We start from the raw sequence: 22,501 nt of genomic DNA, 5'->3' as shown, positions 1-22,501 counted from the left end.
CACTATGAATGAGAGGTGATGCGATATGAAAAAGAAAACAATGAACGAACTCATAGAAGAATTAAAGAAAGACGAACAGGTAGAACATTGGCATGAAATTGAAGCGAAGCCTGCACAGACCTCTCCGGTTCCTGAAAGAGTGAACGACAGGCTGAAAAAGGCGCTTGAGAAACGAGGCGTGAAAGAACTATATATTCATCAAAAGGAAGCCTTTGAACGTGTGATGGACGCGGAGCATGTGGTCACTGTCACACCAACAGCTTCAGGTAAAACGCTTTGCTACAATCTGCCTGTTCTTCAGTCGATCGCAGAAGACCAGACCAATCGCTCTCTTTATTTATTCCCAACAAAAGCGCTCGCGCAGGATCAAAAAAGTGAATTAAACGAAATCATCCACGAGATGGATATTCCGATTCATAGTGAAACATATGACGGGGACACCTCCCCAGCTGTTCGCCAGCGCGTCAGGCAGGCAGGACATATTGTCATCACAAATCCGGATATGCTGCATTCAGCCATTTTGCCTCACCATACGAAATGGGTCAGTTTGTTTGAGAATTTGAAGTATATTGTGATTGATGAGCTTCATACATATCGAGGCGTGTTTGGCAGTCATGTCGCCAATGTGATTCGCAGGTTGAAGCGAATTTGTGCATTTTACGGAAGTGATCCGATCTTTATTTGTACATCCGCAACGATTGCGAATCCGAAAGAGCTTGCAGAGCAGCTGACCGGGAGCAAAGTGCACCTCATTGAACGAAACGGAGCGCCTAGCGGTAAAAAGAATTTTGTGTTTTACAACCCGCCAGTCGTCAATAAACCATTAAACATTAGACAAAGTGCGGCCACTGTTGTCAATCAACTGGCTAAAACATTCTTAAAAGAAAAAATCCAAACGATCGTCTTTGCTAGAAGCAGAGTGAGAGTGGAAGTGATTTTAAGTCATATTCAAGAGCTAGTGAAAAAAGAGATTGGTCCGAAATCGATTCGTGGTTATCGCGGGGGCTATTTGCCAAAAGAGCGGCGCGTGATTGAAAAGGGGTTAAGAGATGGAGATATACTAGGCGTCGTCAGCACGAACGCACTAGAATTAGGGGTTGATATTGGCCAGTTAAAGGTATGTATCATGACGGGGTATCCTGGTAGTGTAGCAAGTACGTGGCAGCAGGCAGGCCGTGCTGGAAGGCGTCACGAGGAAGCACTCATTATCATGGTGGCTAGCTCATCACCCCTTGACCAATATATCGTCAGACACCCTGAATATTTCTTTAACAGACCGCCTGAAGCAGCCAGAATCAATCCTGAAAACCTCATTATTTTAGTCGACCATCTCAAATGTGCTTCCTACGAGCTCCCGTTTCGAGAGGATGAACAGTTTGGCGGCATGGATGTAGAAGAAATCTTGCAATACTTACATGAAGAGGGGGTTCTTCATTTTAGCGGGAACCGGTATTATTGGTCAGATCAATCGTTTCCAGCGCATGGCATCAGCCTGCGGTCTGCAAGCCAGGAAAATGTGGTCATTGTGGATCAATCAGATGTAGCGAATGTTCGGATTATTGGTGAGATGGATCGATTCAGTGCGATGACGTTACTTCATGATGAAGCGATTTATTTACATGAAGGCGTTCAGTATCAAGTGGAAAAGCTAGATTACGAGCACCTGAAGGCTTATGTGAAACAGGTAGATGTAGAATACTATACAGATGCGAATTTAGCTGTTCAATTGAAGGTGCTTGAAATTGATCAGACAACGGAAAAGGAAGCGGTATCTGTTCACTACGGTGATGTGACCGTAAACGCAATGCCGACGATTTTTAAAAAAATCCGGTTATCGTCTGGTGAAAATATAGGATCCGGTCCGATTCACTTACCTGAAGAAGAAATTCATACGAGTGCCGCTTGGTTTGAATTACATGAAGCAGAACGTCGATTCGAAGAGAAAACACTTGAGCAGCTGCTGCTTGGCATCGCCAATGTTCTTCAGCATATTGTACCCGCTTTTGTGATGTGTGACCGTTCAGATATTCATGTCGTTCCTCAAATTAAAGCAGCTCATACCGGAAAGCCGACTGTCTTTTTATATGACCATTATCCTGGCGGAATCGGCTTAAGCAAGGAAGTTCAAGCTCGTTTTGATGAAATTGCCCGTGCGGCCATTCAGCTGATTGAGCGCTGCCGCTGTGAGAATGGCTGTCCATCCTGTATTGGCATGGAAATGAAAGAGGTGAGCGGAAAAAGCAGCATCGTTGAATTGATGTCGGTATTTTAAGGAAAAGGAGGGAGACACCTTCTCATGTCTTTAAAAGGGAAATTAAACAGAATGAAAAAGCACCTTTCGCACAATCAGACAGAAAAGCGGCAGGAAACAAAAGAAGAACAAACTCAACCTGTGACAGCAGAAAATATCCCATTTTTAAAAGAGTGGGAGCAATTGGGTGCAGCTCCTTACTACTTTGAGGACTCTTTCTGTCTGATTCGAGAAGTCACCTATCAATTAGGTGATCAGCATGGACTGTATTCGTTTGCAGAACTGCCGAAGATCGTCGATGCTTGGAACGAAAGTGAGATCCAGCATTCTCTTTCTGCAAAAGGATACAAGCCGCACGAGCTGTTTTTCTTTGATACAGAAACAACAGGTTTATCTGGCGGGACGGGAAATATGATCTTTTTGCTAGGACATGCGCGGGTTTTTACAGACAAAGTGGTGGTGAAACAGCATCTGCTCACCAATCCAGGAAATGAAGCAGCGCTGTACAAAAGCTTTCTTAATGAAGTGGACGTAGAATCCCTTGTTACATATAATGGAAAATCATTCGATTGGCCGCAAGTGAAAACGAGACATACGTTATTACGCGATCAAATACCTGCACTTCCGGAATTTGGCCATTTTGATCTTCTGCACGGATCTAGACGATTGTGGAAGCACAAATATGAACGGATGGCTCTTTCTGTTGTAGAAAAGGAAGAGCTGCACGTCCATCGAGAGGGTGACACGCCAGGGTTCTTGGCACCGATGATCTATTTTCATTTTCTAAAGGAACAAAATCCGAAGTTGATTGAAGGGATCTTGACTCATAATGAACTAGACGTCTTATCGTTAATCAGCCTCTACATTCATCTATCCAAAAAAATATTATCTGTGGATGCGGTGAAGGAAAACGATGAGAAATACGCACTTGCTAAATGGCATCTTGCTCATCGTGATGTACAGGAAGCAACGAAGCATTTGCGAGAATTAACGGATGCTGAGTTTGAGCATGCGAAAAAAGCGGCTTATGATCTCTCCTTACAATACAAACGATTAAACCAGTGGGATGAAGCTATCCGTATATGGAAAGATCTATTTGAATCAAACGATGTCCATTTAGCATTAAAAGCGGGCATAGAGCTTGCGAAGTATGAAGAGCATCGTCAAAAAAATGCGACGTCAGCTCTTTCGATCACTCAATCATTATTATCTCTCCCGTCTTTAAGTGAACGCGACATGAAAGAACTTGAAAAGCGAAAAAAGCGGCTCTTAAGGAAAGCTGGGCAATGAAAATTATTGCCTGGGAAAGCGCAAGAAATGACAACGTTCGGCTATCGGCCGAAAATAAAAATTGTTTAGCACTTTTATTGTAGAAAAGTCACGAATCCTGTAAAATAACGTTAGATATTGAATGAGGAGCGTAGAGCATGTATAAGGGTCTTTTTTACTTGTTTTTTCTTGTTGTCATTTTGGTCGCTTTTGTGTTTTCGAATTATAAAGATGTTTTTCTTGCAAACTTTTAAAATAGGTTAATGCATTAGTACATGTACACCTCTTCATTCATACATTGTTAATGTAAGAAATTCAAGGAGAGGGGAATGCTACATGTACCATCATCATTGCAAGCCAAATGTTACACAGCCAATTGTTCATCCGACGAATCATTGCTGTACACACAGCGATTCAACAACAATTGTGCCGCACATCCATCCGCAGCATGTGACGAATGTTCACCATCAAAACTTCCAACATGTTCACTACTTCCCGCATACGTTTTCTCAGGTGGACCCGGCAACACATCAACACTTTAACTGCGGTGGACCTTGCTGTAACAGATAACGTGAAATGGGACTTTTATAAGTCCCTTTTTTTAAAAGCAGGTGAAAAAATGAAAATTATTGCTGTCACAGGGTACAAGCCATTCGAACTTGGGATATTCAAACAAGACGAGCCTGCACTTCAATACATAAAAGCGGAGCTTCAAAAAAGGCTGACAGCCCTTATCGAAGGGGGGCTGGAATGGGTTCTCATATCGGGTCAGCTAGGTGCTGAAATCTGGACAGCCGAAGTGGTGTTAGAGCTTCAAGAGGAGTATCCAGCTTTAAAACTTGCTGTCATTACGCCATTTTATGAACAAGAAGAGCGCTGGAATGAACAAAATAAAGAGTTGTATGAAGGCATTCTTGCACAAGCAGATTTTGTAGAAAGTGTCACGCATAGACCGTATGAAAGTCCGGCACAATTTAAACAAAAGAACCGCTTTTTTATTGAAAAAACAGATGGTCTTCTCGTCCTCTATGATCCCGAGCATGAGGGCTCTCCAAAGTATATGATCAGAGAAGCTGAAACCTATACCGATTACCCAATTATGTATATCACAATGGATGATCTAAGAGCACAGGTTGAGGCGGAAGATCCGTTTTTTGACTAAAAGCAAGAGAAAATTTGACAACGTCACGTATTTCTGAAAAAATATACTATGAATTCACGATATGAGGTGAAAAAGATGCTTGCTGATAAAGTAAAGCTTTCTGCGAAAGAAATTTTAGAAAAAGAATTTAAAACAGGTGTCAGAGGGTATAAACAAGAAGAAGTCGATAAATTTTTAGATATGGTCATTAAAGACTATGAGACATTCAACCAAGAAATCGAAAAGCTTCAACAAGAAAACCTTCACTTGTCAAAACAGCTTGAAGAAGCAGTTGAACAAGGGAAAAGACAGCCTGCACAGTCCAATACAACGAACTTTGATATTTTAAAAAGACTATCTAATCTTGAGAAACACGTTTTTGGCAGCAAACTTTATGATTGAGTCATGCCGAAAAAGCTTGTGTCAGATGACATTATCGTTTATAATAACGCTTATTGATTAACGTTCGGGTAATCGCTGTAATGCTTTTAGGCATTGCAGAGGAAAGTCCATGCTCGCACGGTGCTGAGATGCCCGTAGTGTTCGTGCCTGGCGAAAAAATAAGCCAGGGCAGCCTGGGAAAGGCTGACGGCAGGAAAAATGCCTACGTCCTTTTAGGATATGGCAAAGTATCCTTGAAAGTGCCACAGTGACGAAGTCTCACTAGAAATGGTGAGAGTGGAACGCGGTAAACCCCTCGAGCGAGAAACCCAAACTTGGTAGGGGAACTTTCTCAAAGGAACCAAACGGAGAGAAGGACAGAGAATTCTGTAGATAGATGATTACCACCTGAGTACGAGGCATTTGCCGTTTGCAGTACGATGGAACAAAACATGGCTTACAGAACGTTATATCCGTTATTTTAAACATGATGAAAACAAAGCTCTCCTATTTCTACATATGGAGAGCTTTTATCTTGAATAAATAAAAGGACGAGAAAACAGGTGATAAACAAATGAAAACTTATACACTCATCGCGACAGCTCCAATGGGTATTGAAGCGGTTGTTGCAAAAGAAGTAAGAGACCTTGGCTATGAGTGCACTGTAGATAACGGGAAAGTCATTTTCCAAGGGGATGCCCTTGCGATTTGCCGTGCAAACCTTTGGCTGCGTACAGCAGACCGGATAAAGGTACAAGTTGCTGAATTTTCAGCAAAAACATTTGATGAGCTTTTTGAACAGACAAAAGCGATTGACTGGGCCGCTTTTTTGCCGGAAAATAGTACGTTCCCTGTCATCGGTAAATCAGTCAAATCACAGCTTGCAAGTGTGCCCGATTGTCAGCGCATCGTCAAAAAGGCCATCGCGCAAAAGCTTAGATCATCTTACAATATTCAGTCTGAATGGCTTGAAGAGACGGGTCCTGAATATAAAATCGAGATTGCGCTTTTAAAAGATAAAGCAGTGCTAACCCTTGATACATCTGGTGTCGGCCTTCATAAACGGGGGTACCGTGTGGATCAAGGCGGAGCACCTATTAAAGAAACCCTTGCTGCCGCGCTCGTGTTATTAACGAACTGGACACCTGACCGCCCGTTTGCTGATCCTTTTTGCGGATCAGGCACAATTGCTATTGAAGCAGCTATGATAGGACAAAACATTGCCCCAGGATTTAACCGGGAATTTGCATCTGAATCATGGGAATGGATCGGTGAGGACGTATGGAACAAAGCGCGCCTAGAAGTGGAAGAAAAAGCGAACTATGATCAGCCGCTTCATATTATTGCGAGCGATATCGATCATCGCATGGTAGACATTGCAAAAATGAATGCAGAAGAAGCTGGACTAAGTGAACTGATTCAATTTAAGCAAATGCAGGTGAAAGACTTCCAAACAAAAGAAGAGTATGGTGTGATTGTCGGAAATCCGCCCTACGGAGAACGACTCAGTGATAAACCAGCTGTTGAAAAAATGTATCAAGGGATGGGTGAAGCATTCAAGAACCTAGACACTTGGTCCATTTACATCTTAACGTCACATGAAAAGTTCGAAGAGTGCTTCGGAAGAAAAGCAACGAAAAAGAGAAAGCTGTTTAATGGATTTATTAAAACAGACTATTATCAATATTGGGGGAAACGCCCTCCTAGAAAGCAGACAACTGAATCATAAAAACTGGTCACGCCTAAAGAAGGTGTGACTTTTTTATTGCGGAAAGGTATAAAGCTTCACGAGACGGAATAAACTGAACTTGATTTTAAAAAAAGAGGTGTCTCCATGATTCATTATGATCAATTTCAGTTAATCGAAAAAGCACTCGCTTCGACTGCTCAAGAAATAGAAGGGCATGAAACTGGACAATCTGCTCAGCTTGCGGCAGCCATCCAAGATTTAGCGCTTGCTCAGGCTTACATAGAACGTTCAGAGCATGCATTTTTAATGAAGGAAAGCTATCAACATCGCTTGCGTTCATAAAAAAGATTGTCATTCCCCAGCATAAATGTTACTATTGAATGTCTGAATGATTCAAAAGTTGGGGGTTGAAGCAGGTGACAGCATCTCGTTTGCCTTTTTCATTATCAAAAGAACACAATTTTTACGAAGAACTGGGCAACTGGATTGGTGATGTGTTTTATGACATTTTGCCAGAAAAGGGCTTTGATCTTCGAGATGAACAAATATTTATGGCTTTTCAGTTAGAAAGAGCTTTTAAAGAAAAAAGTGTAATGTTTGCCGAAGCTGGGGTAGGCACAGGCAAAACAATCGTCTATCTATTATTTGCCGTCACATATGCAAGATATACAGGGAAACCTGCAATTATTGCATGTGCAGACGAAACGTTAATTGAACAGCTGGTCAAACAAGAAGGTGATATCTATAAAATTGCCAATCATCTTGATATACAAATAGATGCGAGATTAAGTAAATCGCATGATCAATATTTATGCTTGAAAAAACTAGAGAAAACCATGCAGCGTGAAGATGATGAGAAGTGGCTCGATATTTATGAATCGCTTCCTTCATTTGTTCATGAATCACATGGCATGCAGACCTTTTATCCGTACGGCGATCGTAAAGAGTATCCAGAACTTTCAAATGATGAATGGTCACGCATTGGCTATGACTCTTTTCAGGACTGCTTGACGTGCGACATGCGTCATCGCTGCGGCTTGAATTTATCAAGAGATCATTACCGGAAAGCGGCAGACCTGATCATCTGCTCACACGACTTTTACATGGAGCATGTGTGGACAAAGGAATCTCGCAAACGTGAGGGCCAGCTTCCGCTGCTTCCTGAACATAGCTCCGTTGTATTTGATGAAGGTCATCTTCTTGAGTTTGCCGCACAAAAAGCTTTGACGTACCGAGTGAAGCAATCAACGCTCGAGACATTTTTGGAGCGTCTTTTGCAAAACGACATTCGCGAAGAATTTGCAGAACTTGTTGAAGATTCATTAGCAACAAACGATGAGTTCTTCTATCTTTTAAAAACAAATGCCAAAGAAGTCAAAGGCTCGCATCGACTTGAAATTGGGCGCGTGGATGAGGTGAAGCGCTCAGCAAGTGAATTGTGTGACTTACTTGAAAAAATCGGAGAAGCGCTCGTGTTTGAATCCGAGATGTATACAATTGATCAATACGAATTGTCTGTTGTGGAAGAGTACATTGAACAAATGGCGTATTCCCTGTCACTTTATCAAAAAAATGCCATTAGCTGGCTTGAAAAACAGGAATTAGATACGACATTTGTCGTCATGCCAAAGACGGTCGCAGAGGTGCTTGGCGAGAAAGTATTCTCGCAAAAAAGACCATATATTTTCTCTTCAGCGACATTGTCTGAAAACCAATCATTTGATTATTTAGCTGAGAGTCTTGGGATAAAAGATTACTTATCAATGAGTGTGGCTTCGCCGTATGATTACGATGAGCAAATGCAGATTTATTTCCACGGGATTCAGCAGCCGGTCTTAGAGCCAGAGGCAAAAGGACAGCAAGTGATCACTCAGCTGAAAGAAAATGGAGGCCGATCTCTGATTCTATTCCCTTCATTTGATGAACTCCATGTATTTAGAAAGCACCTTGAGGCATCAAATGAATCACTGCCTTTCCAAGTGTATTTTGAGGGAGACGAGGAAATCAGCACCATCGTTCAAAAGTTCCAAGCAGATGAGACATCAGTGTTATGCTCCGTTCATCTGTGGGAAGGGCTGGATATTCCAGGTCAATCCCTAACGAATGTGGTCATTTGGGGGCTTCCTTATCCGCCGCATGATCCAGTATTTGAGGCGAAACGGAATGAAGCAAAGGATGCATATGCTGAAGTGGACCTTCCATATATGCTGCTTCGATTACGACAAGGCATTGGAAGACTGATTCGGACAAGTCAAGATGCAGGAAGCATTCATATATACTTTGATCGCAAGGAAGATAAAGAGCTTCAAAGTAAAATTGAATCCGTCCTGCCAGTGAAGCCAGTCATCACTTCATCATAGGGACGAACGACGAAAAGAGGAGGATACCAATTGTGTATCCTCCTTTTTCATTGACAAACGAACATTCATTGAAGTAGCCTTGAAACGTACATACATATTTTATTGATTGGGGGAACGAACGCATGAATCTTGAATCAAAAGAGAAAGCGTTTTATCAATTATTAGGAAAAATCGCCCATTATACAGAGGCGCTCCATTTACTTTATTGGGACTCTAGAACACAGGCGCCTAAAAAAAGCGCTGATTTCAGAGCTGAAACCATCGGTCAATTATCAAGTGATATTTTTAATATGAAGACTTCTGATGAAATGAGAGATCTTCTTGACGCATTAAATAAAAATCGAGAGGAGCTGTCAATAGATACACAGAAGGCGCTCGAATTATCGCAAAAAGAGTATGATGAAAACAGCAAAATTCCAAAAGAAGAATTTAAAGAGTATTCCATTTTACAATCCAAAGCAGAGCATGTCTGGGTAGAAGCAAGGGAGAAATCAGATTTTTCACTTTTTGCACCTTACTTAAAACAGCTCATTGACTTTAACAAGCGTTTTATTCAGTATTGGGGCGTGAAAAAAACGCCATATGATGTGCTGCTCAATAACTATGAGCCAGATATGACCGTTGAACAGCTCGATCAAAAATTTGGCGCACTTCGTGACGCCATCGTTCCTCTCGTGAAAAAAATTGAAGCCTCTCCAAATAAACCGGATACTTCATTTTTATCGAAAAGCTTCCCGATCGACAAGCAAAAAGAGCTAAGCCTCTTTTTCTTAAAAGAGTTAGGGTATGACTTTGATGCAGGGCGTCTTGATACAACGGTTCATCCGTTTGCTGTGACATTAAGCAGAGGGGATGTTCGTGTGACGACTCGCTATGATGAGCATGATTTTCGGATGGCGATCTTTGGCACCATTCATGAGTGTGGTCATGCCATCTACGAGCAAAACATTGATGAAGCGCTGAGCGGAACGCTATTATGTGATGGCACGTCAATGGGTATCCATGAATCACAATCTCTGTTCTTTGAGAATTTTATCGGCAGACATGAAGATTTCTGGAAAACATATTATCAAAAGCTGCAAGAAGCTTCTCCTGAACAATTTAAAGATGTATCTTTAGAAGACTTTGTGCATGCAGTGAATGAGTCTAAGCCGACTTACATTCGAATTGAAGCAGATGAACTCACGTATCCGCTTCACATTATTATCCGGTATGAAATTGAGAAAGCTATTTTCAATGAAGAAGTCGCCGTTGAAGACCTGCCTGCGCTTTGGAATGAAAAATATAAAGCGTATCTTGGCATAACACCGCCTAATGATGCACTCGGCATCTTGCAGGATGTTCACTGGTCAGATGGAAGCTTTGGTTATTTCCCTTCTTATGCTCTTGGTTATATGTATGCGGCGCAATTAAAGCATCAAATGATCAAAGATTTACCAAATTTCGATAAACTGATTCAAAATGGGTCTTTTGCACCGATAAAAGAATGGCTAACTGAACATGTTCATAAACATGGAAAACGGAAAAAGCCATCTGAAATCATTCAAGATGCGACTGGCGAAGAATTAAATGTTCAATATTTAATCGATTACTTAACGGATAAGTATACGAAATTGTATTTATCATAAATGAAAGGCACCCTTTCGTCAAAAGGGTGTTTTTTTGATGCTTGAATATTCTAAAAACGAACATTTTGATCTGATCTATTATTTAAGTTCGGTATTTTTCTAGAAAAGTGCTTTCCAAGCGTCTGAAATCTTGTTATAATTTGAACACGATAACACTCATATAATCGCGTGATGATGGCACGCAAGTTTCTACCGGACACCGATACTGTCCGACTATGAGTGAGCAAAATGAAACAGCTCTTGTTTGAGCTGAAGATCCGTGGATCATTTTCGCATTGCTTGCTCCTAATGGACAGCAATGCTTTTTTTATGCAAAAAATAGGATGTTTACCAATATGCTAGGGGGAAGAATGATGGAATTGTTACGTCAAAAAATTGAGAACGAAGGAATCGTTCTGTCGAATCAAGTGTTAAAGGTAGATGCCTTTTTAAATCATCAAATTGATCCTATGTTCATGCATGAGATCGGTCAAGAGTTTGCTAGATTATTTAAGCATGATGGCATTACAAAAATCATCACGATCGAATCTTCTGGCATCGCGCCTGCTGTGATGGCTGGACTTGCCCTTCATGTGCCCGTCGTCTTTGCTCGAAAACGACAATCACTCACATTAACGGATAACCTCTTAACAGCAAGTGTCTACTCTTATACGAAAAAAGTAGAAAGCACCATCGCTGTCTCGAACACACACCTTAGTGAAAATGATTGTGTGTTAATCATCGATGACTTTTTAGCGAACGGTGAAGCCGCTAAAGGGCTTGCCGCTATTGCAAAGCAGGCGAAGGTAAAAGTAGCAGGATTTGGAATTGTCATTGAGAAGTCATTCCAGCCTGGAAGAAAAGAGCTTGTGCAAATGGGCTACCGAGTCGAGTCACTCGCACGTATTGCATCACTCGAGGAAGGAAAAGTCACGTTTGTACGGGAGATACAATCATGAGTGCCGCTAAAAAAGCCAAAACGCTCTCTCTAGGAATTCAGCATGTGCTGGCGATGTATGCAGGTGCGGTTCTTGTACCCCTCATTGTTGGAGATGCGCTTGGACTCTCGCCTGCACAGCTCACTTACTTAATCTCTGCGGATATTTTCATGTGTGGTGCTGCCACACTGCTGCAAGTATGGAAAAACCGCTTCTTTGGTATTGGATTACCTGTTGTACTAGGCTGTACATTTACTGCAGTTTCTCCTATGATTGCCATTGGCTCTAAATATGGGATTTCGTCTATATATGGAAGTATTATCGCCTCAGGTTGTATTGTCATTGCCCTTTCCTTTTTCTTTGGGAAGCTTGTGAAATTTTTTCCGCCTGTTGTAACAGGTTCCGTCGTCACCATTATTGGAATTACCCTCATTCCGGTAGCGATGAACAATATGGCAGGAGGGGAAGGAAGTGTAGATTATGGTTCTTTTGAAAATCTAGGGCTTGCTTTCCTTGTGCTGTTTATCATTGTTTTGCTCTATCGATTCACAAAGGGATTTATGAAAGCTATCGCTATTTTAATCGGCATTCTACTTGGGACAGCAGTCGCAGCCCTGCTAGGAAAAGTGGAAACGGCCGAAGTAGCAAATGCACAAGTTTTCCGCATGATTGAACCTTTTTATTTTGGCATGCCTACCTTCGAATTTGCGCCAATCATGACCATGACTTTAGTTGCCGTCGTGTCTTTAGTTGAATCAACAGGTGTTTATTTCGCGCTAGGAGATTTAACGAATCGCTCATTAAAGGAGAAGGATTTAGCAAAGGGCTACCGTGCAGAAGGGATTGCTGTGTTATTAGGCGGTATCTTCAATGCCTTTCCGTACACAGCCTACTCGCAAAACGTTGGGTTGATTCAGTTAACAGGTGTCAAGAAAAACCAGGTCATTGTTGTGACAGGGGCATTGTTAATGATATTTGGTCTTTTTCCTAAAATCGCTGCATTTACAACGATTATCCCAAAATCGGTTCTTGGCGGCGCAATGGTTGCCATGTTTGGGATGGTCATTGCCTACGGTATTAAAATGCTCTCGCGTGTGGATTTTGCCAAACAGGAAAACCTACTGATTGTTGCTTGCTCAGTTGGGATCGGCTTAGGTGTCACCGTTGTGCCGCAAATGTTTGAGCATCTGCCAGAATCAATCAAATTATTAACAAGTAATGGCATCGTGGCCGGCAGCTTTATCGCTATTTTGCTTCATATTATTTATCACATGATTCCTTTTAAAAAAGAAACCGGGCAGGACCTGATGGAAGAGCCTAAGAAATCTGTTGTGTAAACACTTCTCTTGGAGTTGAAAGCCCGCATCTTTTGATACGGGCTTGTTGTGATTAGTGCTATTAATGTTGTACCGGCTGCATTGTTTCGTTAATGACTGCAAATGTATAGCCCCTTGCTTTTAGCTGTGTAATCAGGCTATCTAAATAGTTTGTGGTAGAGGGTTGATCATGCATTAAAATAACTTTTGGTTCCCATGGTTTATTTTTCTCAAACATTTGCAGTTGATTCAATACCTCTGGAACATATTGTGAGTTTTTATATCTCCAGTCAAGGCTATCAACCGTCCAATCCCAGTAAATAAAGCCATTTTGGTTTAAACGTACTTTTTGATAATATGTTAAATTTGGAACACTGCCATAGGGTGTTCTCACAAGACGGGTGTAAACGCCTGTAACAGAAGCAAGAATGCGCTGAGCTTCTCTCATTTCATTTGCGGGAGACTCACTGTTCTGATAAAAGCGGTTTATATCATGCGTCATGCCATGAAGCCCTAATTGATGTCCTTCTTGATAAAGTCTTTTCACAGCTGCTTGGTGTGCTTGGATTTGCGGTCCAAGCATGAAGAATGTCGCCTTCACGTGATGTGCTTTTAATACATTTAACAGCTGATTTGATGTAGCAGAAGGACCATCATCAAATGTTAAAAAGACCGTTTTATTCGTTGTCTGTTGGTTTGGATTGGACTTAAAATGTGTATCCAATGTTCTTGTAGAATGATCTTTTGCTTTCAGACTGATGCTTGTGTCTCGGAAGTCACTGTTGGCAACAATTTTTGCTTGCCCATGTGTCGCCTGCAAATGGGGTTTAGACATATCCCAGATAAAAAAGAGAAACAGTGTAAGAAGCACTAAACCAATTATCTTCGAGAGAAGTATCGTGTTGTAGGGTGTCTGTTTTTTGGACACCTTTTTCATTACAATCACTCCAGTCAATTAAATTTTGTGCCGAATCATGTAGTAGATTCTATCTTTTTTCACTGTTTTTCATGGTGTTCATATTGATTAAGTATACAGGAAAAAACACCTTTTTATATATAATAATCAAATAAATTAGAATTTTATGGTTATTGTTTGTATTGATCAGAAAAAAGGTGATCCATTCATGTTTAAATGAAATAATTCTGAATAATGATCGAAACGTTGATATGTATACGCTAAGATAGCATCAGATTTAACCATTAATGCGAAGCGAAGGGAAATTCCGTATGAAAGTGTTGTATAATGACGATTTCATTGAAAAAAAGGATGCTCATGTGGATATTGTAGATAGAGGCTATCAATCGCGAAAAACATGGAGAAAAGCTCTTACCCCTACAAAATAAAGAAGAAACAAAAGAGATCAAAGTCAGTACAACTGAATCAGAGATTGGCTACTATGTAAAAGGTGAACGTGAAAAGTCATTTGCTTATTCCTTTCATACAGCTTGTGATTCAAAAGGATTTATTTTTGGATCACTGGTCACTGGTGGAAATGTTCATGATAGTCCTATGTTAGATTCGCTCGTATCAAAGGTGACAAAGAAAGTCGGAAAACCAAATGTAGTTGCAGTAGATGCTGGATATAAAACACCTTACATCGCTAAGTTTTTAATGGATCAAGAGATAAGACCTGTCAAGCCTTATACTCGTCTGAGAACAGCAGCTGGTTATTCAAAAAGAATGAATGCGTGTATGGACGCATATTTTGATTGTTACATGTGCCTAAACCGTCAAATTCTCTCTTACCGTACAACGACTAGAGAGATATAAGCAATATGTGTCCGATTCAGAGGTATGTAAAACTTGTTCTTTTCTAGATAACTGTACACAAAGTCAAAATTATACCAAACAAATTCATCGGCATATTTGGCAAGACTAGATGAACCAAACTACCTAAGACTCACTGAAATGAATAAGAACATCTATGCAAAGCGGTGAGAAATAATAGAACGCGTCTTTGCGGATGCAAAAGAAAAGCATGGTATGCGTTGGGCGAAACTTCGTGTACTAAAAAAAGTTTCAATGCAAGCGATGCTTACTTTCGCTGCCATGAATCTTAAAAAATTAGCCAACTAGACATGGAAAACGCCATGTCCAGCGTAACTTTTTATAATTATGTGAAAACCCCACTTTTACTTGAAGTAAAGGTGGGGTTTGTCTACGGTCTGCACTTCTCTTTTAGAGGTGTTTTTTGCATAAAAAAAGCAGGTTCGCTTGGCTTGGAACGAACCTGTGAAGGAGGAAAACTACATCATGTTTCCACCTATATTATCCAATATTTATCAATTGTCGTCAAGACAAAAAGTTAGACGAAGGAAAATATTTTGACTGAATTGTGACGCTTTGGCATGTATATCCTATTTTTGATAGGGGATATTAACCGAAAAAAGAGGTGAAGCAGGTGGCTTACATTCTTTCAGTTGGAACGAGTCTGCCAAAGAATCATGTGAATCAGCAAACAGCAGCTGAATTTGCAAGATCTCAATTTAAACGATCGTTTAAAGATATTGACCGGCTGCTAAGAGCTTTTAATAATGGAGAAATTCAGAGCAGACAGTTTGTGCAGCCTATTGAATGGTATCAGAAGCACCACTCTTTTGAAGAGAAAAATAATATCTATTTGGAAAAAGCACTGGCTCATGCGAAGGAAGCAATCATTCACTGTCTTCATGAGACGACGTTCCTTCAAAAGCCTATTCCGTTTGAAGAGATCGATGCTTTGTTTTTCATCTCAAGCACCGGATTGTCGACACCAAGTCTTGATGCAAGGGTGATGAACGTTCTCCCTTTTTCGCCTTATACGAAACGAGTGCCGATTTGGGGGCTAGGGTGCGGGGGCGGAGCGGCAGGATTGTCTCGAGCTTATGAATATATAAGGGCATACCCAGAAGCGAAGGTTCTAGTTGTCGCATGTGAGCTTTGCAGTTTAACCTTTCAGCCGCAAGATCAATCAAAAAGCAATTTAATCGGCACCTCCTTGTTCGGAGACGGGACGGCGGCGGTTCTGTTAACTGGAGAAAAAGCTGCATCTGACTATACGCAGTTAAAAACAGTGCCTAAAGTGATGGGTACACAGTCAGTAACGATGAAAGATTCTGAGGATGTGATGGGCTGGGAATTTACAAGTGCCGGCTTTCAGGTCATTTTCTCACGTGACATTCCGTCCATTATTTCAGGCTGGTTAAAAGAGCAGGTGGATCAATTTCTACATCAGCTCGGGTTTTCAACAGATGATCTAACTGTTTTTCTTGCCCACCCTGGAGGTAAAAAAGTAATTGATGCCTATCTTGAAAGTCTATCTTTACAAGAGGATCAGCTTTTTTCTTCAAAAGAAGTACTCAAACACCACGGGAATATGTCCTCTGCTACAGTTATGTATGTCATGAAGCATTTTCTTGAACATCAATCAGCTGATCCGGGCGATGTGGGGCTTTGCGGGGCGCTTGGTCCGGGCTTTTCCTCTGAATTATTACTCATGAAATGGGAGGAGATCTCGTCATGATTTTTTGGCTGGTCATTGGTTTCTTCATTTGTCAGCGCCTGATTGAAATGCTTGTTGCCAAAAGAAATGAGAAGAAAGTGAAAGCGATAGGCGCCATCGAATTCGGCGCTAACCATTATCCTTATATGGTCGGAATGCATGCTGCTTTTTTCCTCTCACTCATTGGAGAGACATGGCTGTTAAACCGGGAACCATCCCGTTTTTTTCTGTTGCTGCTCATTTTCCTGCTGGCTACACAGGTGGTTCGATACTGGGCATTATGTTCCCTTGGGACGTACTGGAATACAAAGATTTTAGTGGTGCCAAATGCGGTGATTGTAAAAAAGGGACCGTATCGCTGGTTAAAGCATCCTAACTATGTGGTGGTGGCGATTGAGCTTATCTTGATCCCGCTATTGTTTGAAGCGTACATTACCGCCATTTTGTTTACGTGTTTAAATGCATGGATGATGATGGTGAGAATTCAAACAGAAGAGAAAGCGCTAAATCAGTATTTACTAAATTAATATTGAAAATCATTATCAATTGTGATACACTTTCATTAATGATAAGCATTCTCAATCACGAAGGATGGACGGTGATCACATGACAATGATTTTCTTACTAGGTACGGTCTGTGTATACAGCCTATTAATTGGCTTCGTATTAAAAGGTGTTTCAAAAAAATCTGCTTCCTGATCGCAGTCAATTACGACTGATCGGGCAGCAGATTTTTTTTATTTCCTCAGATCAGAAGAAAAATCTCTTTATTTTGTGTAAAATGGTATCACATACATAACTGACTTTTCTAAAAACAAAGGGGTTTATCGTCATGAAAGACTTGTCTATTCGAGATTCGCTCGTTCAAACTACAGGTGCTTTATATCAAAGCCTTCTCAAAAGGGATGATCATGAGCGCGCAGCCAAACTTGCATCGATTATCAAAAAGGAAGCAGAAGAAGAAGTGTATATTGCATTTACCGGCCACTATTCTGCTGGTAAGTCATCACTTGTGAATCATTTGCTTCATGATCACATCCTGCCAACGAGCCCAATCCCAACAAGTGCAAACTTAGTCGTTGTAAGAAAAGGGAGAAGTGAAGTACAGCTTCACACCTCTGATGGCCGTTTTGCAAAAATGAGCGGTTCTTATGACAAAGAAGCGGTGCAGCGTTTTTGTAAGGATGGAGAACAGATTGAAATGGTCGAAATGAGCGGTGATTATAGGGGACTTGAAGAAAAGGTGGCACTGATCGATACGCCAGGAATTGATTCAACGGATCATGCGCACTTTTTATCGGCTGCGTCAATTCTACATCAAGCAGATGCTCTTTTTTATGTCGTTCACTATAACCATGTTCATTCTGAAGAAAATATTCGTTTTATTCGCTCCATCAAAGACCAAGTGCCAAATCTTTATTTCATTGTGAATCAAGTCGATCGACATGATGAACATGAGACAGCTTTTGAAGACTACAAAAAACAAGTGGTTGAAATGCTCCTCAAAGAAGGCATTGAGGAAGAACATCTGTATTTTACATCTGTAACCGATGAGGCACACCCAAGAAACGAAATGCTTCGTTTAATTGAGAAACTACAAGAATTACAAACATTGCCTAAAGCATCACTTCGAGCCTATACAGAGCAGAAAATAGAGCATGTCCTAAAAGAACATATCGAATCGTTAAAAGAAGAGCTGCAGGAAGAGGATCTTGATACGCAGCTTCAAGATAAAAGAAATGAAGTCAAAGAACTTGAAGCAAAAAACCGATTTATCGAAAATGGCGCAAAACAGTTAGAAGACGAAATATCTTCTGAAATGGAGAACATTTTAAAAAATGCGAACCTAACTCCATTTAAGATGAGGGAGCTCGCAAGTGACTATATCGAATCGAAAGCACCTGGCTTTAAAGTAGGGTTGCTCTTTTCTAAAAATAAAACCGAGCAGGAAAAAGAAAAACGGGCAAACGATATTGTAACAGATGTAAAGACGAGAATGAAAGCAGAAGTGGACTGGCATATTGCAGAGCTTCTCAAAAAGGAAGTCAAGCGGCATCAGCTTGGAGAAGAGCTGTTAGATCAAGTGATGGCATTTGAAACACCTGTCCAAGAATCCCTGCTTGAAAAAGTCATTCATCCCGGTGCGACTTTTTCTAATGAATATGTTCTTCAATATGCGAAAGATGCTGGTGAAGCCCTAAAAAGACAGGCTAAACAGAAAGCGATGCCATTGATTGAACAAATGGCTGAGACCCTGAAAGACCAGCTCACGAAGGAAAAGGGGAAGCAGCAAGAAAAATGGACGCAGGCGAAACAAGAGCTTCAAATGCTTGAGCAGTGCATCGAAAAAAATGAACAAATCAAACGAGACATCCAGCATGTATGGGATATATGGCAAAACGGAACGGATGAGCTGGTCCAAGAAGATTGGTTTTATGCGAAAAAACAATGGATGCAGCATGACCAGCTGAAGCAGTACCACGCGCCATTTCATGCTGAAGAGAGCGGGCAAGAAAACGAGCAGACAGATCATGATCAAATACGTCAGTCTCAGCATTTAACGACGGCACAGTCGATTAAGCAGTTTGAACAGCTTTCTCGTATTTTATTGCCATTAGACGTTCTTCAATCTCAAAGAAAGTCCTTTGAAAAACGAACAAAGCGGCTGCAGGCGAAAGAATTCACACTCGCCTTATTCGGGGCTTTTAGTTCGGGGAAATCTTCCTTTGCCAATGCCCTTGTTGGGCGAAAGGTGCTGCCATCGTCTCCTACTCCAACAACGGCAACGATCAATAAGCTAACGCAGCCGACGGAAGATCACCCGCATGAAAGTGTCAAAGTGGTGTTCAAATCAGAGCAGGATATTTTAGAAGAGCTCGATCAGATTCTCGGATTTTCTATCACAGGAGAAAAGGGAGATACGTTTAGAGCGAAACTCGAACGAGTACTGAAAAAAAGACAGTTTGAACAAGATCACCGCATCATTGTTGAACATTTTCTAGAAGCGCATGCCCGGTTTCATGAATACATTGACAAGCAAACCCCATTAAATGTCACACTTCAAGAACTAAAGCCGTATGTGGCAGAAGAAGCTGTTTCTTGTGTGGTCAAGGAAGTAACGGTGTATTTAAGTACACCTTTGACAGATAAAGGGCTGACGATTGTTGATACGCCAGGCGCCAGCAGTATGAATAAGCGTCACACAGAGATGGCCTTTCAATATATGAAGGACGCAGACGCCCTTCTTTATTTAACTTACTATCAGCATTCTTTCTCCAAGGCCGATCGGTCATTTTTACGTAAGCTTGGGCTCGTAAAAGATTCTTTTAGCATGGATAAAATGTTCTTTATTATCAATGCAGCTGATTTGGCAAAGGATCAAGCAGAGCTTGAAACCGTCTTTGACTATGTGCGAAAAGAGCTCACAAAAGAAGGCATCCGAAACCCAAATCTTCATCATGTGTCCAGTAAGGAAGAGATCGAAGGAAAAGGGTCAACACCTTATAATCAATATGAACAGCTTAGAAAACAACTCGACTATTTTATTGAGGAAGAATTAACGAAAGATGCCATCGAGCTTTTGCATTTTGAAGCTAGTACATTATGTGGAACCGTCGACAAGCTGCATGCCACCTTGCATCAGTCAGAGGATGAAAAACAAGCCGAAAAGAAAAAGGTAGAATCATCATATGAAGCAATCCTTGAAAAAATGAGTCATGTCAAACGGTCAAAGCTAGTGACAGAAAGCGTGAAAAAGGACTTGCAAGAACAGCTTTACCACATTGTTCAGCGTCTATCACTATTTGCGAATGATATGTTAAAGACCGCCTTTTATCCTGGACTATCCCAAGGAAACTTCGGACAGCAGTTGAAAAAGGCGCTTGAACAGGCGCTGAAGGATTATGAATTTGAATTTGTACAGGAGCTCAAGGCGCTCGATATCCGAATGGAATCGTTTATCAACCAGTATTTCCAAGAGGAGTGGGAGAAGGGTATGCAGGCTGCATGTGCTGAGGATCCTTACTTTTCTCTCAGACTGTCACCGCCAGAAGAGAAAAAAGCTGAGCTAAAACAAATTGAAGTCGAAGCAGAACTTAGCCAATTTGAGCCGCTCTTAAAAAAGCAAAAATCAGCGAAAGCTTTCTTTGAACAAAATGGGAAGGCTGCGTGTATTGAAGCGATTCGAGATATTCTTCTTCAATTAACCACTGAATGGGCTGATAAAGAAAAAGAAGAATTATTGAGTAGATACGAAAAAATGGTGGAGACCTTTACTGTAAGATATGAAACAGAAGCGCTCCAGCAGCTGAATGAACAAAAACAAACATTTATCACAAGCTTGACGACAGATGACAAAGAGCAGGCCATCATTGAACAAGTATATGAACAAACAAATGAATGGAAAAGCCAGTTGAAAACCATTTGATTCATGGTAGACTAGATAAAAAAAGAAAGCAGTTGATACACAATGACGAGCGTACACGAAGACATTTCTGCACATTCACAAAAGCAGCATGCCCATATCCAGTCCTTTCTCGAGCTTGAACAGAAAAGAGAACAGGCGATAGAGGCTGCTGTGGCAAAGTGTGAGCAAAAAGAGCCATTTACAACAGATGAGATCAATGCCGTTACTTCAAAAATGAATGAGCTTGCAAGAGGCGGAATTGTGCCGCTGCGTAAGCATGTCACGATCGATATGGTCAGGGAGTATGTCGAGCGTAAACAGAAGTAAAGAGTAACTTTCTCTTTTTTGGTCATCTTAACAAATGAACCGAGAAAGGGGAATGATGATGGAAAAAAAGAAAAACGTAAAGCAGCAGGAAGAGCGTGTGCCTAAACAAAAAGACATGCCGTCCTATGCAGAAGCAGAAACAGAAAAAATGCAATATGGTAAAAAGTAAAAGGGCTGCCTCTTCTTTTCAAAAAGAAGAAGGCGCCTTTTTTATGTCCATTTTGCTGTTCTGTGATAGAATAGTAGTATTGTTTTGAAAAAGGGAGTTTATAAAATGAATAAACACGTACTGCTTGTAGATGGAATGGCACTACTTTTCAGGTCGTTTTATGCGACGGCTGTCCATCGCAATTTTATGATAAATGATAACGGTGTGCCGACAAATGGAGTCAATGGGTATTTGAAGCATTTATTAACGGCTGTACAGACATTTGAGCCAACTCATATTGTTTGCTGCTGGGATATGGGAAGTCAAACGTACCGAAATGAATTGTTTCAAGATTATAAAGCGAATCGAGGGGAGCCGCCTGTCGAGCTTATCCCGCAGTTCGATTTGGCAAAAGAGGCTACAGAAGAACTAGGAATTGTGAATGTTGGTTTAAAAGGCTTTGAAGCAGATGATTGTATCGGTACGCTTGCTGCACTCTATCAAAAAGAGGCGCGTGTAACCGTCTTAACTGGAGACAAAGATTTGCTGCAGATTTTGAATGAACAAGTGACAGTGGCCCTGATGCAAAAAGGAATCGGGAATTATAAGCAATATACAAAAGCCTTATTTGAAGAGGAAATGGGAATCTCTCCAAAGGCGCTGATTGATATGAAAGCATTGATGGGTGATTCAAGTGATAATTATCCCGGTGTAAAAGGAATCGGAGAAAAAACGGCATTGAAATTTATCCAAACGTATCAAACGATTGACCGGCTATTAGAAAATGTTCATGAATTAACGGCTGCGCAGCAAAAAAAAATGCAAGCAGGTGTAGAAGATTTGAAGCTTTCACGTATACTGGCAGAGATCAAATGTGATGTACCACTCAGCTGTCCAATGGAAGAGACGAAAATGCAAATCAATCAAGAGCGGGCAGCGGCTATGCTGCGCCTACATCAAATCAAAGGAATTGAACCAATGGTGAACCGCTTAAGTGAAATAGAGATCAGCTAAAGCTGATCTCCATGGTTTATCTTTTCGTATTGCTTTTTTTCGCCCGATTTTCTAGCTGAGATAGAGGCTGTTTATCTTTTGTTTGCGCATCACCTTGAGGGGTTGTCCCATTTGTGACACGACCTTTATTCTCTTTATCCAATCAGTATCACCTCATACATTAGCATAACCA

The 22,501-nt window shown here is 41.1% G+C and carries 19 protein-coding genes, 1 other RNA gene, 1 pseudogene and 1 riboswitch; of the genes and pseudogenes, 19 read left to right on the top strand and 2 right to left on the bottom strand.

The features are described 5' to 3' along the window. Nucleotides 1–25: 25 nt before the first annotated feature. The 12 genes from ACYH0L_RS09930 to pbuX all read left to right on the top strand — a co-directional run bounded on the left by ACYH0L_RS09930 (nt 26) and on the right by pbuX (nt 12,974). Complete coding sequence (locus tag ACYH0L_RS09930) at nt 26–2,272, top strand: DEAD/DEAH box helicase (protein WP_482354000.1); 2,247 nt, start codon at nt 26–28, stop codon at nt 2,270–2,272. Between the two features lie 24 nt (nt 2,273–2,296). Beyond that, nucleotides 2,297–3,541, top strand: coding sequence for a ribonuclease H-like domain-containing protein (locus tag ACYH0L_RS09925; protein ID WP_249705756.1), 1,245 nt, complete (start codon nt 2,297–2,299; stop codon nt 3,539–3,541). Nucleotides 3,542–3,856: 315 nt separating this feature from the next. Beyond that, nucleotides 3,857–4,090 (top strand): spore coat protein CotD, encoded by a 234-nt coding sequence (gene cotD / locus ACYH0L_RS09920; protein WP_099728457.1) that lies wholly within the window; start codon nt 3,857–3,859, stop codon nt 4,088–4,090. Nucleotides 4,091–4,139: 49 nt separating this feature from the next. Further along, nucleotides 4,140–4,682 (top strand): SLOG family protein, encoded by a 543-nt coding sequence (locus ACYH0L_RS09915; RefSeq protein WP_268254706.1) that lies wholly within the window; start codon nt 4,140–4,142, stop codon nt 4,680–4,682. Between the two features lie 75 nt (nt 4,683–4,757). Next, on the top strand, nt 4,758–5,063 hold the full coding sequence (gene gpsB / locus ACYH0L_RS09910) for a cell division regulator GpsB (protein WP_012010336.1): 306 nt from the start codon (nt 4,758–4,760) through the stop codon (nt 5,061–5,063). Between the two features lie 60 nt (nt 5,064–5,123). Further along, nucleotides 5,124–5,507: RNase P RNA component class B (gene rnpB / locus ACYH0L_RS09905), an RNA gene on the top strand. Between the two features lie 109 nt (nt 5,508–5,616). Beyond that, nucleotides 5,617–6,771, top strand: a complete 1,155-nt coding sequence (locus tag ACYH0L_RS09900; protein ID WP_099728459.1) for a THUMP domain-containing class I SAM-dependent RNA methyltransferase — start codon at nt 5,617–5,619, stop codon at nt 6,769–6,771. A gap of 105 nt (nt 6,772–6,876) precedes the next feature. Then, the gene (locus ACYH0L_RS09895) at nt 6,877–7,074 is read left to right on the top strand and encodes a hypothetical protein (protein WP_099728460.1); all 198 of its coding nucleotides are present in this window, start codon (nt 6,877–6,879) and stop codon (nt 7,072–7,074) included. 74 nt (nt 7,075–7,148) lie between these two features. Next, a complete protein-coding gene (locus ACYH0L_RS09890) occupies nt 7,149–9,092 on the top strand; it encodes an ATP-dependent DNA helicase (RefSeq protein WP_482353999.1) in 1,944 nt (647 codons plus the stop codon). A gap of 122 nt (nt 9,093–9,214) precedes the next feature. Continuing rightward, entirely contained in the window at nt 9,215–10,720 is a 1,506-nt protein-coding gene (locus tag ACYH0L_RS09885; protein WP_230030310.1) for a carboxypeptidase M32, read from the top strand. 136 nt (nt 10,721–10,856) lie between these two features. Continuing rightward, nucleotides 10,857–10,956: riboswitch (purine riboswitch) on the top strand. A gap of 117 nt (nt 10,957–11,073) precedes the next feature. Continuing rightward, entirely contained in the window at nt 11,074–11,658 is a 585-nt protein-coding gene (gene xpt, locus ACYH0L_RS09880) for a xanthine phosphoribosyltransferase (RefSeq protein ID WP_099728463.1), read from the top strand. Next, nucleotides 11,655–12,974: a xanthine permease PbuX gene (gene pbuX, locus ACYH0L_RS09875; protein WP_482353998.1), complete on the top strand. Its 1,320-nt coding sequence runs from the start codon at nt 11,655–11,657 to the stop codon at nt 12,972–12,974. Before xpt ends, pbuX begins: the two co-directional genes overlap by 4 nt. A gap of 61 nt (nt 12,975–13,035) precedes the next feature. Here pbuX and ACYH0L_RS09870 read toward each other — a convergent pair whose 3' ends face one another. Beyond that, nucleotides 13,036–13,890, bottom strand: coding sequence for a polysaccharide deacetylase family protein (locus tag ACYH0L_RS09870; protein WP_482353997.1), 855 nt, complete (start codon nt 13,888–13,890; stop codon nt 13,036–13,038). Nucleotides 13,891–14,250: 360 nt separating this feature from the next. Here ACYH0L_RS09870 and ACYH0L_RS09865 point away from each other — a divergent pair. From ACYH0L_RS09865 to ACYH0L_RS09835, 7 genes and pseudogenes are all read left to right on the top strand, one after another. Beyond that, a pseudogene (locus ACYH0L_RS09865) lies at nt 14,251–15,030 on the top strand (transposase); the annotation flags it as partial. Between the two features lie 325 nt (nt 15,031–15,355). Next, entirely contained in the window at nt 15,356–16,456 is a 1,101-nt protein-coding gene (locus tag ACYH0L_RS09860; protein ID WP_256498716.1) for a type III polyketide synthase, read from the top strand. Continuing rightward, entirely contained in the window at nt 16,453–16,962 is a 510-nt protein-coding gene (locus tag ACYH0L_RS09855) for an isoprenylcysteine carboxyl methyltransferase family protein (RefSeq protein WP_099728468.1), read from the top strand. The genes ACYH0L_RS09860 and ACYH0L_RS09855 overlap by 4 nt, the downstream gene beginning before the upstream one ends. Nucleotides 16,963–17,026: 64 nt before the next feature. Next, the gene (gene fbpC, locus ACYH0L_RS09850; protein ID WP_306172627.1) at nt 17,027–17,134 is read left to right on the top strand and encodes a Fur-regulated basic protein FbpC; all 108 of its coding nucleotides are present in this window, start codon (nt 17,027–17,029) and stop codon (nt 17,132–17,134) included. Between the two features lie 133 nt (nt 17,135–17,267). Beyond that, on the top strand, nt 17,268–20,861 hold the full coding sequence (gene dynA / locus ACYH0L_RS09845) for a dynamin GTPase (protein WP_482353996.1): 3,594 nt from the start codon (nt 17,268–17,270) through the stop codon (nt 20,859–20,861). Nucleotides 20,862–20,903: 42 nt separating this feature from the next. Next, nucleotides 20,904–21,167 (top strand): YpbS family protein, encoded by a 264-nt coding sequence (locus ACYH0L_RS09840; RefSeq protein WP_099728470.1) that lies wholly within the window; start codon nt 20,904–20,906, stop codon nt 21,165–21,167. Between the two features lie 274 nt (nt 21,168–21,441). Continuing rightward, the gene (locus ACYH0L_RS09835; RefSeq protein WP_099728471.1) at nt 21,442–22,329 is read left to right on the top strand and encodes a 5'-3' exonuclease; all 888 of its coding nucleotides are present in this window, start codon (nt 21,442–21,444) and stop codon (nt 22,327–22,329) included. Nucleotides 22,330–22,345: 16 nt separating this feature from the next. On the opposite strand, the gene ACYH0L_RS09830 is transcribed toward ACYH0L_RS09835, so the two are convergent. Beyond that, nucleotides 22,346–22,471, bottom strand: coding sequence for a hypothetical protein (locus ACYH0L_RS09830; RefSeq protein WP_003215584.1), 126 nt, complete (start codon nt 22,469–22,471; stop codon nt 22,346–22,348). Nucleotides 22,472–22,501 lie beyond the last annotated feature (30 nt).

It is taken from the genome of Bacillus sp. MC1252, assembly GCF_056838025.1.
Note: the sequence above shows the minus strand (reverse complement) of the source record. Positions and strands in the feature narration are given on the sequence as shown.